We start from the raw sequence: 16,029 nt of genomic DNA on the forward strand, positions 1-16,029 counted from the left end.
AATAAGACGAGACAACTTTTGGTAGCAGTGAGTCCGTAGTGAGTCCGTTATGAGTCCGTAGTGACTCCGTTAAAATAGCATATTTAACGGAGTCACTACAGACTTAATGTAGAAAGAATAAGAACCTAATCGCAACTAGATACAGTCAGAGTAGTATTAATTATAGGAAAAACAAATAAGGGCTAACTTGTTTAACTAACAAGCTAACCCTTATTCCTTTATTGAATATTTAACCCACATTACACATTAGCCAAATACTACAAAGCAATTCTACTTCGTAGTTCTTTCATTAGCTCTAAAACCATACTATAGTATGCTTTTATCACTAATTCAGACCTATTTTGTATAATTACTTTTCGTTTATATGTCTATTGCATAATCTGGGTTTAAAAGTAAATTATTTGGCAGGTGTAATATATTTTACTGTTATTTTATTACTTCCTATCGCATAGTATTTATTTAATTGACCTTCGTATTTTTTATTAACCCAAAGCTCTTCGATATCACCATAGTTATATACATCAGATAATACAATTTTTCCATAATCATCATCTAGACTATCTAAACGGCTATAATCTAATACTTTCTTCCCTTCGTGCTCTATTAACTTCACATTACATCCTGAAATATCTGTAATCGTCAATAGTTTAGAACAGAATCTTAAGTCTAATGTTAACTTTCCTTTAAGTGATGAGGCTGGTATCACTAAGATAGTCTCTAAGTTAGTCTGTTTAGTAAGATCTAATTCCTTTAATCCTTTTATGTTATTCGCTTGAAAACCTGTTAATGAATTATCAGCAAGACTTAGTTTACCTTGAATATCTAAATAATCAACAGACATTCTATTTAAGCTCTTACTACCTGATAAATTAATATCCTGAACAACAACATCTTCAGAATTTAAATTAATTCGCACCAGTTTAGGAGCATTTAGATTTACATTTTTAAACTTGTGATCTTGAATTTCTAATAACTCTAAACGGCTAGCACTCATTGTTAAGTCACCTTCCATTCCTAATACATTAGCATATAGTTCTTTTGGTTGTGTCTTACTAACGATATCAAATAAATTCTCTTTGATAGCATAACAACGATTTACATTTAATGTACCTACTAAACTTCCATTTAAATCAATAGACTTAAGGTCATTATTATTAAAGAAATCTAGCATTCTCAATTCTTTAGCCCCTTTGATAGAAATAGTTTTAATACTTTGATTATTATATCTACCCATAGATAAGTCTTCTAAACTAGCTGGTACTTCTAGTACTACATCCTCTGCTAGGGTGTGGTAGTTTATTTCTAATACTCTTAAAGAAGTAAAGTATTTTAACGTACTTAAATCTTCATTTTTAAGTGCATACTTAGTTCCGTTATAACCAGTCTCATCGTGGTTCATATATAAAATCTCGATTTTTTCTAAATCAGATTTTTTAAATATATTTCCACTTACGGCTTTAGGTGCTTTCTCTCCTAAAACAGCAGTAATTGCTTTAGCAAAATTCTCTGATAATTCTATCTCCGTTTTTGCCTTTACAGTGATAGATAAGTTAGTAGATATTTTATAGTTACTATCTGCTATAGCCGCTAATACTGCATTCCCTTCTTTTACTCCAGTTATCGTATTATCACTATCTACAGTTACAATATCTTTTCCTTCTACTACCTGAAGTTTAGCTGCCTGTACAAGAGCTCCTTTACTATCAATAATTCTAAAAGGAACTACCTCGCCTTCTGTTAGTTCTATCTTTCCGTCTGCAAAAGCATTTCCATTTTGATCTACTATTTGTAGTGTTTCTAATTCTTTTACTGAATTGTCATCGCTAGAGCAAGAAGCTAATACGACAGTAGAAGTTAGTAAAATAGTAGCGACTTCACGAGAGTAGTGTGTCATTGTCTTCATTTAATTTTAGTGTTATAGTTATTATTTAATTAATTTGTATTCTACGTTAACTTTAATAAATCCAGATGCCTGATAATGGTCTATGATAAACTGAAATGCCAACTTGTCATCCGTTAATTTAGTTTCTGTTTTATACCAAGTATTATTTTGATACATATCGTCTTTTTCTAGAATAGATCCTGAGTTTATATATTGAACAGGATTTACAGAACCACCTTGTTCAAAGTTTTCTATCGCTATAGGATTAGCTTCTTTTAATAGTTTTTGAAGTCTATCCCAAGCTGTATATTCATATTGAAAAGGAATAATAGTGATTGGATTATCATAGGTATCTTTTCCTTTCCCAATAACTTTAACTTCTTTAGTTTTTAAGTCTATCTCGATATCATCTAAAGACATCGAAAAACTCTCATCAGAAGAAGAACTCAAATTGATTAGTTCCATGATAGCCATAGGAGCTGGCTGTTGTGTCCAGAATTCTTTATCGTTAACAGTAAGCTCTCTAAATAGGTAGTAACAGTATGACTCTATTCCCATAGCATTACTTACCATTTTAAGAATAGGTCTGTCAGCAGTAGCCTTCTCACTTAAAGTAATAAAAGTCTTACCGTTTACAGGTATTTTTGCAGGAGAATTGATAGGAGTCAAATACTCATTTCCTTTAAAATCAATTAACCCTGTCACCTCTAGCTCTCCTATCATAGTATATAGATCAAGGCCGTGCTTCTTATATCCTTCTATTAATTCTTTCTGTGCTGGTGTTAAATCAAGAAGCCCTGCTATCGGTGTTATTACTATTTCAAGTGATTTCTCTAGCTTGATCTGGCTATCGTTTTTAGCTATTTCCAGTTGTATATAAGCATTGTTTTTAAGTGCTCTTCTCGTTTTACTACTAATGGTCAGTACAGCCTTTTTTTGTCCAGGCTCTAGTACTATTTTAGGATTGTCTATTTCGGCAATTACCTGCCCATTCACGACATTACTAGTTAACTTGAATTCTAGTTCTACCTTCTCTTTCATAGAACTAACTAATAGTACATTTACATCAATCTTATCCGTAGAATTATCTTGTAAACTCAAAGTACTCACAGGCATTAAAACGATCTTATTCTCTCCTGTAAATTGACTTTTAGAATTGTCGTCACTAGAACAAGATATAATAGACATTGAGGCAAGAAGTACACTTGCACTTACAATCATTTTTTTAAAAAAGTTATTTTTCATTTGTTTTAGAATTAATTATTTAATAGTTTCCCATCTTTCATTCTGAACAGCATTGGGATTATATCTTAGTTCGCTATCTGGTATAGGCCAAGTCCATCTATAATCTGTATTTGCTACAGTAGATAGTCGATTATTAGAGTCAGGGAGGTATCTTATACTCTCTACATTCCATCTTTTTAAATCAAATAGATTGATCTTTTCTCCAATAAACTCTTTTTGCTTCTCGCTCTGCATAATCAGGTATAAAGAACTTCTAGACTGTCCTTGTTCTATAAGAGGGCAATTAACAGCAGTCAAAAATGTGTTTAAATATTGAGTAGCTTCACTTAACTTACCTTGTTCTATTAAACTCTCTATTAAAATGAAATAAGATTCCGTATTACGAGATAAGACGATATTCCTTTGACTAAAGTCTTTATACTCTGTTTTATACTTTCCTAAAAGGCTCCTATTCTCCATTTTACCTTCATTATTTAAGGCTAACATTTCATAAGCATATTGAGATTTATTAGCACGTATATCTCCTTTAGTAAAAGCCACTAAATGATTGATATATAAATAATCCCCTTTAGTAAAATCATAGCTTAAGTAATTATTTGGATTTTTTTGATTTGTGCGTATCCAGAATACATTCGTTTTATTTTGACTAAAATCAGTATTCCACATACTTCCATAACTAGTTTCTGTATTAGGTAATTCTGGAAACTCTTCAGTCAATGCTCTTGCTGTTTTCTCTGCTAGCTCAAACTCTTTTGTAAACAGAAAAACTTGTGCTTCTAGATTCTTTGCTGCAGCATTAGTCATCAAATAATTATACTGTTGCGTGTGTTTTTTCATCAGATCAATTCCTTGATCCAGTAAACTTTTAATTACAGTGATAGATTCCTGTTGTGTCAATCGCTTATTATTCTCTACTACTAGATTATCTTTTGCTATAATTCCCAATGCTGATGGATCATATCGCTTGCTATAGAGTTGTAATAAATCGAAATAGATGTAGGCTTTTAGTACCATAGCATTTCCTTTGATATAATCCCACTCTTCTGTTTTGTTAGCTATATACTGTTCGGTAGCTAATAATGCATTAATGTGTACTAAAGCCTTGTAATAAGATGTCCACACATGTCCTGAATTATTCCTTATCTCTTGCGCTTGCCAACTGTAAAGTAACTTCGTATCAGGCTTCATGTTAATTAAGTAAGAAGGCTGTAGATCGTTAGAAAGTATCGTAAACTCTTCACCAGACACGGGTAAACTTAAATAAGCCTGTGAAAGAACATTATAGGCTTTAGATATACTATTGATTACTCCATCCCCTGATATCTCTTCTTGATTTTTTTCCTCTAGACTACATGCTGTAAATGCAGTAATAGATAATATAAATACGAATAATCTTTTCATAATTAAAATGTTGCGTTTAATGAAAAAGTAACAATAGGTTGTATAAAGTCATTTAAAGATCCTCGGTCTTTTTCAAATCTATAGGTATAGATATTATCTGCTTGAACATTAAGTTGAAGTGATTTAAAATATCTATTGATAAAAGGATTCTTAGTGAAATTATAACTTAACTGTACATAGTTTAGCTTGATATAATCTGTTTTATAGATCGTCTTAGAAGTAGCTTGGGCTAGATAATTATGTATATAGCTAGGACCAGCTTGTATCGGATAAGTTTTATTCTCATCTCCAATTTCAAACCACATATTATCTAATTGTCCTTTTAAAGCATTCTTATCAGAACTTCCTTCATCCCTTACAAAAGAATCTGAGTATTTAGCCTTCCCTCCTAACTGATAATTTATATTCACGGATAAAGACCAATTCTTATAGGAGATATAATTATTAAAGAATCCATTATATGGGGCTATTGTATATCCTAGTCTACTCACATGATTAGCACTAAGATCATTAGTTGTATCTATAACATTGCCATCTTGATCTATATACTCAGGTAGTCCTGTTATAGAGTGAATCCCATTACTCACTAGACCATATAAAACGCCTAAAGGTTTGCCAACTTCATATTCTGGAATTATAGCTTCTTCACTAGTATAAATACGATCTGTACCATATAGTTTACGCACCTTATTAGCATTATAAGATATCGATGCTGAGGTATTCCATCTAAATTCATCAATAGTAAGTATATCCCCTGACAGTATAAACTCTACTCCTTTATTTTCAAGTTCTCCTATATTCTTAGTATAGGTAGAGAATCCGTTACTTGTAGCAATTGGCAAGGCTAGTATAGCCTCTTTAGTCAAATTGTTGTATACGTTTACTAATAAATTAAATCGATTTACAAAACCGAAATCAACTGAAACATTGGTGGTATAAGTTTGTTGAGGCTGTAGGTTCTTATTAGGTAGTCCACCTAACTCTAGTACTCTATAATCTCCATTAAACGTATTAGAAAGCATATAAGTAGTCGTCACATCTCGTGGAGCGATACCTGCTAGACTTGCTGTATATCCTATAGATCCTTTAAGTTTTAGGCTTGTCAATATATCTTGTGCTTTAAAAAAATCATATTGACTAGGAGTCCACCCTGCCCCTATTGCCCATGCATTATTCCATCTTTTATTACTTGGTAATAGAGAAGCTCCATCTCGTTTAAAACTAGCATAGGCATCATAAGTACCTTGATAGGTATAGCCAAGAGCTGCACCGAATCCTAATTGACTTGTTCTATGTTTATTCCCAAATACCTCTGGTTTATAGCTATTGGTCAAAGCTGTATTAATCCCTGATAAACTGCTTAAATCATCATCAATACCATGTCCCGATCCTGATAAAGACTTTATATCTGTCAAATAATAATCTGCATTAATACCTACAAACAAATCGTGATCTCCAAATTGTTTCTGATAATTAGCACGGATATTGGCTGAGTAATCAAAGTTTTTAGAGTCAGTTTCTTTGATATATCCTTTCTCATTTTCGTTCTTAGTTTGTTGGCTATAGGCTGTACTATAGATTCGATCATAAGTTTCTTCTAGGCTATAATCTGCACCAATAACTCCAGACAATTGAAAGTCAGGTAATACATCCCAATACATCACAAGAGAAGAACTAAAACGCTTACTTGTCTTTTTTTGTTTAAATTGGTTAATCAAATCACTATAAGATCTACCTGAATAACTTGTTAATTTTTTCGTATCTTTAGTTTCATAAGGGTTTAAATTAAAAGCTAAAGATGTAGGGTCATTATCCATTCCATTCTCTGTATTAGATGTGGATACTCCAAAACTGTTGTTAAGTGATAGTTGAAATGTAGGTGTGATAGTATAATCTAGATTAGCTCTAGCTGTCAAATGGTTGATATCATTACCTGGTATTCTCCCCCCTTGCTTACTATAATTAAGAGAGTAGAAATAAGTATTCTTAGCCGTTCCTCCACGTACACTAAGGTTGTGAGATTGAAAGTGGTTAGGTTTTATTAATTCTTTAAACCAGTCGGTATTATACTGTCTCAAAGAGTCTAGTTTCATTTGACCTTCGATTAGCTTCTGTTCTAGAAGAGCAGGATTATTAAGATATAATCTTCTAATATTTCGTTCAGAATAGTCATATCCTGGCCTTCCATTAGCCCCTATTCTCTCTTCAAAAGCTAACTTCTCATTCGTATCCATCATCTCTACTGGTCTTGCCCCTCTAAGGGTAATCCCCTGCTTCATAGCGTAACTAAATACAGGCTTTCCATCAAACCCTCTTTTAGAAGTCAATTCTATTACACCATTAGCTGCTTTAATCCCATATAATGCTGTAGCTGGAGCATCTTTTAAAACCTTGATAGACGAGAAATCACTAGGATTTAAAGTCAAGAAGTTTTCTGTAGAAATAACAATACCATCCATCACAAAAAGAGGTTCATTAGCACTGCCTTTATAGCTAAAAGATGAATTACCTCTCAATCTGATTTCAGGCTTTTTCCCTAGTTCACCACTGTAATTCACTGTTAATCCAGGTACTTGCCCTTGTAATAACTTAGCCATATCAAGTTCAGAACGCTCTGATAACTTGTTCATATCAATTGTCACAACAGATCCAGTTAGATTTCGGACATCTATATCATTGATATTAGTAGACTTGCGAATGATTACTTCATCTAATTGCTTATAAGTTGGAAGGAGATAGATAATCTGATTTCCCTTTTTAAGACTTACTTCTAAGCTTTCATATCCCTCTTGACTAATTAATACCGTTGAATCGTTTAATTCCTCGATTTTAAATTCTCCTTTCGAGTTTGTAAAATAAACTTCACCTGATGTTATTACTGTGATAATCGCAGTATCGATTCCTTTTCTTGTCTCTAAGTTTAGGACCTTACCTGTATAAACAGGATTTTGTGCAAAAAGATGATTGGCACAAAATAAACTAATCACTAAGATTGTGATAGTTTGTTTTATTGAAAATGACATACGTAACTATTAAGAACTATTCTAAATTGAATCGCAAATTTAGTTACTTTTCAAAATAAACAAAGGTTTATATTACTTTATTTAGACTAGATATAATTAACTATTCAGAATTTGCGAATTTGAAACAATAGAAAGCGTTACAAATAATTAAGTTTATTTTAAGAGTATCTGACTGTTCTATAACAACTTAAAAAGACTGTTTGTCTCAATAATTATACTATAAAATTGAGATTTAAGAGTAGTCAAAAAAGATGACTCAATATGTCTATCAAGAGTAATTTATAGTCGTTTTCTTGCTTTTAGAGGTGATTTTTATTGTCTAATTAGCTAAAAAAAGAAGAGCAATACTCTTCTTTTCTTCTTAATTTTGCTTTCAAACTAAAAGAGAACACATGAAAGTTAAAGACAAAGTAGTCGATATAGAAACGAATGAAGAGTACATTATCAAAGATATTATAGAGAAAAATAAGTTTATACCTGAGGACTTATACAAGCTTATTTCTGTAACTACGAAGAAAGAAATTCAAGTTTTTAAAAGTACTTTTGAAACTAGTTTTAAGTAACTTTTTTAAAGGTTATTATCACTTTTATAAACCAAAAAATCCTACAAACGCTATTGTCTGTAGGATTTTTTATGGACTATAAAAACAACCTCAAGTGACTTATTAGATATTAAATCTAATTGTTACTTATTTACTATTAGTAATTTTTCATTTGCTAATACTAATGCCTCTTCTGCAGTAGAAACTACAAAAAGTTCATGCCCCCAATACTTAAAGAAAATCTCTTTAAAGTCTATTGCTACTTGGCGTTTTTCTTCATTAGGTTCCACCTGTATCATGGCTAATACATTATTGCGTAGTTCCTCTCTATTCTTTTTCATCCACAGGTTCATCTTCTTCATGTGATCCTTGTTACTCTTAGTGTCCTTTACATCAGGTGCACTCACCTCATTAATCATAACAAATTTTTTACCTGTTTTTAGTAATGCTTCATAGTCATTAAAATACTGATCTTGATCATGTCCTTCATTGACAGATTGAATAATTACTTTTACTATAGGGAATTGCTTTGCATCTAATTGACTCATAAATTTTATTTTTTGTAAAGGACTCCTTTTATGGTCAAATGAAAAATGGACATTCAAAAGAAAGAGATGGATTATTCGAAGTACTTTATCTTTTTTTTCTAATAGATTACACTTTAGCCGCCCAAATCTCGATCTCCAAATCAATCTCAGGAAGTCCTAAAGCTGAGATATAAGCTACAGTCATAGAAGGATTTCCACTTTTAAAGAACTCCCTCCATACGCTATCAAAATAATCCCAATCAATCTCTTTAGTTGACCAAATATTAACTTTGATAATATCAACCTCTGTTAGGTTTTGGCTTTCTAATAAGGCAGCAATATTGCTAAACGTATTGTCTACTTGTTGATTAAAGTCGATTGGTATCACACCATTACTGTCAGTACCTATCTGTCCAGAGAAAGTATAAATAGTCGCATTCTTAGGCACAATAGTGATATGTGAATAATTCCCTACTGGTCTTGATAACGTTGTTGGAGTAATTCTAACTACTTTTTGAATGTCTTGCATAGTTTTATTATTTAATATTCTAGTGCAAAACTAGACTAGGAGTTACAAGTAAAATTGTATAAAACCGACAAGTCTATTTTTCTTTCTTACTCATCCTATATAAACTTAATGACTATTCTTAAACTAGCTACAAAAACCAATAATCCTACACAGATATAAGAGATGCGTTTAGGCATTCTACCAGCTAACCTTGCTGCTAAAGGAGCTGCAAATACCCCTCCTAAAGCTAAGCCTAAGAAGATATACCAATAACCAAATCCCAACTTCGAAAAGAAAACCATAGAGGCAGCAAAAGTTACAAAGAACTCCGCTAAGGATACTGTCCCTACGACATATCTAGTAGGTCTTCCTTTAGTTAGAAGCGTAGAAGTAACTATAGGCCCCCAGCCTCCTCCTCCAAAAGCATCAAAGAAACCTCCTGAAAAACCTAGAAAACCAACATATTTCACTTTCTTTCTGATTACTGAGTTTCTTAGTGCTAAACTAATTAACCTAATAGCAATAATCATTAAGTATAATGCTACAAATGGATAAGCGATATACTCATACTCACTACCAATATAGATCACAAACAACGACCCTAAAATAGCCCCTACTACTCCAGGAATACTCAGCCAGAGCAGTAGTTTCTTATTTACATTTTTAAACTTGTAGTGTGTGTATCCAGATACTGCACTAGAAAACATCTCTGCAGTATGAATGCTCCCTGATATAGTGGGAAGACTTAGCCCCATAGCCATCATAGCTGAGGCTGAAGTCATTCCATATCCCAATCCTAATGCCCCATCAACCATCTGTGCTAAAAATCCAATAATGAAAACATAGTAAAACTCTGAAGGCATACTCGCTAAGCCAGCTTGAATATCATGAAAGGTAATAACATTAGATAAAGCATATCCCAATACAAAAACTAACACAAGAGTAGTGAGTCTAAAGATTTTAGAAAAAAGTTGTTTTCTCTCATAATTACGATTGGTCATAACAGATGTTACTCGATTTAAACTATTGAGCTTTTCTCTTAGATTTCCTTTGTGACGTGCTCTATACTGATTTAAATGTTCTATACTATCGCTTACATTATCAGGTACTTCTTCTTCTAAATACTCTCTCATTCTACGAGCCAATACCGGTGATTGACCATTAGTAGATATGGCTATCTTTAGTTGTCCTTTGGTTACGATAGATCCAAGATAAAAATCACATAAGTCTGGTTGATCAGCCGCATTGACTAATAATCCCTTACTATTCGCTAAAGCTTTTATTTCTTGATTTAAGACAGTATTATTTGTCGCTATTACTACTAAGTCCATTTGATACAAATCTTCTATTAGAAAGCTTCTATGCTTCAATATCAGATTATCATGAGTGTTTTGTAATTCAAAGAATTCAGGTTTAAAATCAATAGAAACAACCGTAATATGAGTTAGTTCATTTTGTTTTAGCAATGTTTTTGTTTTCTCTAAACCAACATTACCTCCTCCTACAATTAAAAAATTGGAATGAGTCGTTTTTAGAAATATTGGGAATAATGTGTTTTTCATAATCTATTATATTACAACCCTTTAACTATAAAATCATATACTTAAAGAATAAAAAAAGAGATATAAGTCCCTCAGGACCAATCTGGCAGATTGATCTACAATTTGTTTTACAATGTTTAATAGTGATTAAACTACTCTGAGATAAAGTAGCTCTTATAGTTCCTTAGAACAGGAAAGAAGTAATAAAAATGCAACAGACTTTCATTGAATAATTGTTTTGTGGTGGTAGTTTTAGTTTATTTTTTAAGCAAAGAATTTTCTATACGTAAAGTCTCCAAAAGTTTCTTTAGCTAAAGCTTCTTCTTTGTATTGGCCGAATAAATTATCTAAATGCGATAAGATCTCTTCTTCTTTTATCTTTTTCTTGTATAGTTGATTTAATCGAGTTCCATATCGGTCTCCTCCTAGCATAAGATTATACTCTTGTGGACCAGTACCTACAAAGCCTATCTCTGCTAAATATGAACGACCACAACCATTGGGACATCCTGTCATTCGAATGCTAATCTCTTCTTCACCTAGATTATGTTTAGCTAGTAATGGTTCTACTTTAGAGATTAACTCAGGTAAATAACGCTGTGCCTCAGCTAAAGCTAATGGACAAGTTGGCAATGCCACACATGACATAGAACTCTCTCTTAGTTTTGAATTTCTCAATTCTATTGCGTGTTCCACCAATAGCTTCTCTACTAACCATTTGTCTTCTTCTTCGATTTCTCCAAGTATTAAATTCTGATTACAAGTAAATTTAAAATCAGATACAGCTAGTTTAGATAAATTGTACAAGAACTCCTTTTGATAAGTTTGTACTACACCATTTTCAACAAATAAGGTGTAATACCATTTACCATCATGAGCTTGCTGCCATCCATATCTATCATTTCGCTCTGTAAATTCATACGCTCTAGCTGGTTGAAGCTGTACTCCTGCTCTATGTTCTAGTTCCTTGACAAAGTTCTCTACTCCTAATCTGTCAAGAGTATATTTTAGACGAGCAAGCTTTCTGTCTGAACGATTTCCATAATCTCGTTGTATAGTCAATACTTCATAAATCAACTTCATCGTATCTTCTTCATTGTCGGAAAAGCCTATAACAGTAGCAAGTCTTGAATAGGTTTGCTCATTGCCATGTGTTGTAGATAATCCACCTCCTATAGCAATGTTAAATCCGATCAGTTTATCTTCTTCTACGATAGCAATAAGCCCAATATCATTAGCAAATACATCTACATCATTCGTTGGTGGAATTGCAATGGCTATTTTAAATTTCCTTGGAAGGTACTTGTCCTGATATAAAGGATCAGCTTCAATAGATCGATCATAAATTTTTTCGTTATCTATCCATACTTCATAATAAGACTGTGTCTTAGGTAAAAGCATTTTAGATATCTTATCTGCATAGTTATGAATTTGCTCAAAAACAGGTGAAACTTGTGGATGAGAACTACAGATTACATTTCTATTGACATCACCACATGCAGCAATAGCATCTAGTTTAGCAAGAAGAAAACCTTGTATTGTATCACTTAATTGGTACTTTAATAATCCATGTAACTGTATAGTTTGTCTAGTTGTTATCTTTAATACACCTGTACCATATAGTTCTGATATTTCATGTATAGCCAGCCATTGCTTCGCAGAGATCACTCCTCCAGGTATACGAAGTCTAATCATGAAAGAATACAACTTATCTAATTTCTTTTCTGCTCTCTCTTGTCGTCTATCTCTATCGTCTTGGACATACATTCCATGAAACTTAATTAAAGCTTCATCATCAGGCCTTACATTCCCTGTATAATTATCTTTTAAGCTCTGTGCTAACGTACCTCGTAAGCCGTCGCTTTTTTCTTTTATTCCTTCTATAGGAGATAGTTTATCTTGATTCATTTCGTCTTTTTTTAATACACATCTTTTCTATATTGTCCACTTAAAAACATTTCTTCTAAATACTCTTCAGCCGCTTTAAAAGAAGTGTTTTGTTGCTCCATAATGATTTCAACAAGTACACGTTCAACATCTTCACTCATAGGAGACTTCTGCCCACAAACATAAATTATAGCTCCTGATTCTATCCAGTTCCACACTTCACTAGCTCTTTCTCTTAGCCTATCCTGAACATATATTTTATGCTTTTGATCTCTAGAGAAAGCAGTATCTAGGTTTGTTAAAACACCACTTTCTAACCATTGTTGTATTTCTGTCTGATAATAAAAATCACATACAAAGTGCTGTTCGCCAAAGAATAACCAATTGCGTCCTTCCGCTCCACTTGTATCTCTATGTTCAATAAAACCTCTGAATGGTGCAATACCAGTTCCTGGTCCTATCATAATAATATCCTTATCAGAATCAGGTAAATAAAACTCACTATTCCTATGAATATAGAATGAGAGTTCCTGCCCAACCTCTAATTCAGAAAAATAAGAAGAACACAATCCTTGTTTCTTTTCTTCTCCTACCAAGAACTGATCTAAGGCAACAGTTAAATGTACTTCATCCTCATGAGCTAAATTAGAAGACGAAATAGAATAAAGCCTTGGCGCAATCGGCTGTAGAATCGCTTTTATCCCATCTAGTTCTATTGGTTTTCTATTACTATAGGTTTCTAAAAGATCCAATAAGTCAATCTTATCTTCAATAATATCTACTCCTAAATAAGATGATAATTTATTTAGTACGCCTTTTGTAAGCCCTGTAATGCTCAATCCCTCTAACTCTTCATATCTACTCTCTTCACCCAATAACTTAGCTATACTTATCATTGTACCTAGCTTATTGGGAGGGTAAACCCCTATGGCATCTCCTGGCTGATAGTCTATAGTTATATCACTGCGAATTTCTAGGTGATAGGTTTGTTTATTAGACTCTCTATCGTTCAATAATACATTGTGACTAACTACCCCTTGATACTCCTTTTTTACATTAGGTTTTTCTACTGTAATCTGTGCATTAATGTCTTTATGATTTCCTTCTTCTACAATACTCCCTCTAGATTTATCTATAGTATCTAAGACTGTTTTAAACCACGTAGCAGTATATTCTTTATAATCTACATCTAACTTTTTTAGAGGTAAAATAGATTGCGCTCCTTGTTGAAGTAATAATTTATCTAGATCTTCTCCTGCTTTACAGAAAAGAGGGTAAGAAGAATCTCCTAACGCTAATAAACAATACCTTACGTCACTCAATTCAAGTTTTACTTTAGATAAAGAATCAAAGAATTTCTGCGCAGAAAGAGGTGGTTCTCCTTCACCTTGTGTACTACAAATAAGAATGATAAAATCTTCTTTACTCAAATCTTCAACTTTATATGTAGCTAAGTCTAAACTCTTAGCTTGTAACTTATTCTGTTTGCAAAGCTTTAGAAGTTCTAGTGCTACTTTCTTACTATTTCCTGTTTCACTTCCATAAAGAATAAGAGGCTTCACTGATACTTTTGAACTTTGATTAACAGCAATTGGATTACTTGGCTGTATCTCATTTTGGGCTAACAAACCCGAGAGGTAACCATTAAACCAGATTAGTTCTTCTCGCGAATAGTTTTCAACCTGCTTCTGTAAACTTGTTATTTTTTGATCAAATTGCATATTGAAACTCTTTTATATGATTATCAAAATAAGAATAGTATTCTCCTTCTTTTATTTCTTCTTTCCAAGCAAATTGCTCATGTAATTCAACTACTTTACCCACAATAAATAAAGTTGGTACATACTCAAAGGCAATCAGCTCTTTTTCCATAATATCTTTAAAAGAATACACTGTTGTCTTTTGATAGATAGTACTTGCCTGTTGAATAATAGCAATTCCTTTCTCTGACGCTATCCCTTGTGATAGCAAGGCTTGTACTAAATACTTCAGCTTTTGCCCACTCATATAGAATACTAATGTATCCTCTGTCTTTGCCCAATCTCTCCAAGTATCTTGTTCAATACTAAACGTATCAAATAAAGTCAAGAAACGAACTGCACGACTATATCCTCTACTAGTCAAAGGAATAGCACTATAAGCTGCTGCACCTAATGCTGCAGAAATGCCTGGGATAATCTCATATTTTATTCCATTTTCTTTTAATACCCGCAACTCATCAAGAATATTAGAAAATATAGAGACGTCTCCTCCCTTTAGTCTAAGTACAGTCATTCCTAATTTAGCATACGAAACCATTAACTCATTAATCTCTTGCTGTGGTGTATGTATCCCTTTAGAACACTGTTTACCTACGTAAATAACCTTTGTTGTCTTATTGACATACAATTCGATAAGCTCAGGAGAGACTAATCGATCTATAAGAATTATATCTGCCGTTTTTAAATACCGAAGTGCCTTCAGACTTATTAATTCAGGATCTCCTGGACCAGCACCTGCTAGTATAACTTTTCCACTATTCATCACAATCAAGAATTAAAATAGCCCCTCTACTGATAAGTAGCGTTCTCCATTATCATAGTTAAATGTCAATATCTTAGCACCATCTTCTATAGATGGCAATAATTTTGTAATAGCTGCCAATGATGCTCCTGTAGAGATTCCTACAAGTAAACCTTCTTTTTTAGCAACTTCTTTTACTACTGCAAATGCTTCTTCTTTTGAAATCTTTACAACCTTATCTATTAAATTAAAATCTAATATTTCTGGAATAAATCCTGCCCCAATCCCCTGTATCGTATGTGGTCCAGAAGGTTCTCCACTTAATACAGCAGAAGTATCAGGTTCTACAGCAATTACTTTCAGATTGGGATATTTCTCTTTTAATACTTTAGATACCCCAGTAATATGCCCTCCTGTTCCGACTCCTGTCACTAAATAATCTAATCCTTCAGGAAAATCTTGAATAATTTCTAATGCAGTTGTTCTACTGTGAATATCTACGTTCACAGGGTTATTAAATTGTCTTGGAGACCATGCATTAGGAATTTCTTGAACTAATTCTGCTGCTTTTTCAATAGCTCCTTTCATTCCTTTTTCTCGTGGAGTTAATTCAAATTTAGCTCCATATATTTCCATTAATTTTCTTCGCTCTACACTCATTGACTCGGGCATAACTAAAATAACATCATATCCCTTAACAGCCCCTACCAGAGCAAGTCCTATTCCCGTATTTCCTGATGTTGGCTCTATAATGACACCTCCTGGTTTTAACAAACCTTGCTTCTCAGCGTCCTCTATCATCGCCAAGGCAATACGATCTTTAATACTTCCTCCTGGATTTGTTTTTTCAAGCTTTATCCAAGTTTGTTTTGATCCTGGAAAGAATCTATTTAATCCTATAATTGGAGTATTTCCAATTGTTCCTAAAATACTTTCTACTTTCATTTTATATTCTCTTTGGTTTTTAATTT

Annotated in this window: 12 protein-coding genes; 1 reads left to right on the forward strand and 11 read right to left on the reverse strand. The window is 32.9% G+C overall.

From position 1 onward, the window contains the following. Positions 1-397: 397 nt before the first annotated feature. From MPR_RS09260 to MPR_RS09275, 4 genes are read right to left on the reverse strand one after another with little or no spacing between them, the layout of a single operon-like run. Positions 398-1,903 (reverse strand): hypothetical protein, encoded by a 1,506-nt coding sequence (locus MPR_RS09260; RefSeq protein ID WP_041891884.1) that lies wholly within the window; start codon positions 1,901-1,903, stop codon positions 398-400. A 21-nt stretch (positions 1,904-1,924) separates the two neighbouring features. After that, a complete protein-coding gene (locus tag MPR_RS09265) occupies positions 1,925-3,127 on the reverse strand; it encodes a DUF4929/DUF8472 family protein (RefSeq protein WP_041891887.1) in 1,203 nt (400 codons plus the stop codon). 15 nt (positions 3,128-3,142) lie between these two features. Beyond that, positions 3,143-4,528, reverse strand: coding sequence for a RagB/SusD family nutrient uptake outer membrane protein (locus MPR_RS09270; protein ID WP_041891888.1), 1,386 nt, complete (start codon positions 4,526-4,528; stop codon positions 3,143-3,145). Positions 4,529-4,530: 2 nt separating this feature from the next. Then, entirely contained in the window at positions 4,531-7,551 is a 3,021-nt protein-coding gene (locus tag MPR_RS09275; protein ID WP_041891892.1) for a SusC/RagA family TonB-linked outer membrane protein, read from the reverse strand. A gap of 392 nt (positions 7,552-7,943) precedes the next feature. Here MPR_RS09275 and MPR_RS18730 point away from each other — a divergent pair, with 392 nt between their 5' ends. After that, positions 7,944-8,114 carry a hypothetical protein gene (locus MPR_RS18730; RefSeq protein WP_006260376.1) on the forward strand — a complete coding sequence of 57 codons (171 nt, stop codon included), beginning with the start codon at positions 7,944-7,946 and terminating at the stop codon, positions 8,112-8,114. Between the two features lie 122 nt (positions 8,115-8,236). Here MPR_RS18730 and MPR_RS09280 read toward each other — a convergent pair whose 3' ends face one another. The 7 genes from MPR_RS09280 to cysK form a co-directional block, all read right to left on the reverse strand. Next, positions 8,237-8,641 carry a hypothetical protein gene (locus MPR_RS09280; RefSeq protein WP_041891895.1) on the reverse strand — a complete coding sequence of 135 codons (405 nt, stop codon included), beginning with the start codon at positions 8,639-8,641 and terminating at the stop codon, positions 8,237-8,239. 106 nt (positions 8,642-8,747) lie between these two features. After that, complete coding sequence (locus tag MPR_RS09285; RefSeq protein WP_041891897.1) at positions 8,748-9,149, reverse strand: RidA family protein; 402 nt, start codon at positions 9,147-9,149, stop codon at positions 8,748-8,750. A 95-nt stretch (positions 9,150-9,244) separates the two neighbouring features. Beyond that, positions 9,245-10,690, reverse strand: coding sequence for a TSUP family transporter (locus MPR_RS09290; RefSeq protein ID WP_041891898.1), 1,446 nt, complete (start codon positions 10,688-10,690; stop codon positions 9,245-9,247). A gap of 243 nt (positions 10,691-10,933) precedes the next feature. After that, complete coding sequence (locus MPR_RS09295; RefSeq protein ID WP_041891902.1) at positions 10,934-12,577, reverse strand: NADPH-dependent assimilatory sulfite reductase hemoprotein subunit; 1,644 nt, start codon at positions 12,575-12,577, stop codon at positions 10,934-10,936. 11 nt (positions 12,578-12,588) lie between these two features. Then, the gene (locus MPR_RS09300; RefSeq protein ID WP_041891905.1) at positions 12,589-14,277 is read right to left on the reverse strand and encodes a diflavin oxidoreductase; all 1,689 of its coding nucleotides are present in this window, start codon (positions 14,275-14,277) and stop codon (positions 12,589-12,591) included. Continuing rightward, on the reverse strand, positions 14,267-15,079 hold the full coding sequence (cobA, locus tag MPR_RS09305) for a uroporphyrinogen-III C-methyltransferase (RefSeq protein WP_041891908.1): 813 nt from the start codon (positions 15,077-15,079) through the stop codon (positions 14,267-14,269). Before cobA ends, MPR_RS09300 begins: the two co-directional genes overlap by 11 nt. A 12-nt stretch (positions 15,080-15,091) precedes the next feature. Continuing rightward, entirely contained in the window at positions 15,092-16,003 is a 912-nt protein-coding gene (gene cysK, locus MPR_RS09310; RefSeq protein WP_025126043.1) for a cysteine synthase A, read from the reverse strand. Between the last annotated feature and the right edge of the window lie 26 nt (positions 16,004-16,029).

This window comes from Myroides profundi, assembly GCF_000833025.1.
Taxonomy (GTDB): Bacteria; Bacteroidota; Bacteroidia; order Flavobacteriales; family Flavobacteriaceae; genus Flavobacterium; species Flavobacterium profundi_A.

Excerpts from the sequence above, each read along its gene's own strand:
- MPR_RS09260 (WP_041891884.1), bottom strand. The coding sequence starts at position 1,903 with ATGAAGACAATGACACACTACTCTCGTGAAGTCGCTACTATTTTACTA.
- MPR_RS09265 (WP_041891887.1), bottom strand. The coding sequence starts at position 3,127 with ATGAAAAATAACTTTTTTAAAAAAATGATTGTAAGTGCAAGTGTACTT.
- MPR_RS09270 (WP_041891888.1), bottom strand. The coding sequence starts at position 4,528 with ATGAAAAGATTATTCGTATTTATATTATCTATTACTGCATTTACAGCA.
- MPR_RS09275 (WP_041891892.1), bottom strand. The coding sequence starts at position 7,551 with ATGTCATTTTCAATAAAACAAACTATCACAATCTTAGTGATTAGTTTA.
- MPR_RS18730 (WP_006260376.1), top strand. The coding sequence starts at position 7,944 with ATGAAAGTTAAAGACAAAGTAGTCGATATAGAAACGAATGAAGAGTAC.
- MPR_RS09280 (WP_041891895.1), bottom strand. The coding sequence starts at position 8,641 with ATGAGTCAATTAGATGCAAAGCAATTCCCTATAGTAAAAGTAATTATT.
- MPR_RS09285 (WP_041891897.1), bottom strand. The coding sequence starts at position 9,149 with ATGCAAGACATTCAAAAAGTAGTTAGAATTACTCCAACAACGTTATCA.
- MPR_RS09290 (WP_041891898.1), bottom strand. The coding sequence starts at position 10,690 with ATGAAAAACACATTATTCCCAATATTTCTAAAAACGACTCATTCCAAT.
- MPR_RS09295 (WP_041891902.1), bottom strand. The coding sequence starts at position 12,577 with ATGAATCAAGATAAACTATCTCCTATAGAAGGAATAAAAGAAAAAAGC.
- MPR_RS09300 (WP_041891905.1), bottom strand. The coding sequence starts at position 14,277 with ATGCAATTTGATCAAAAAATAACAAGTTTACAGAAGCAGGTTGAAAAC.
- cobA (WP_041891908.1), bottom strand. The coding sequence starts at position 15,079 with ATGAATAGTGGAAAAGTTATACTAGCAGGTGCTGGTCCAGGAGATCCT.
- cysK (WP_025126043.1), bottom strand. The coding sequence starts at position 16,003 with ATGAAAGTAGAAAGTATTTTAGGAACAATTGGAAATACTCCAATTATA.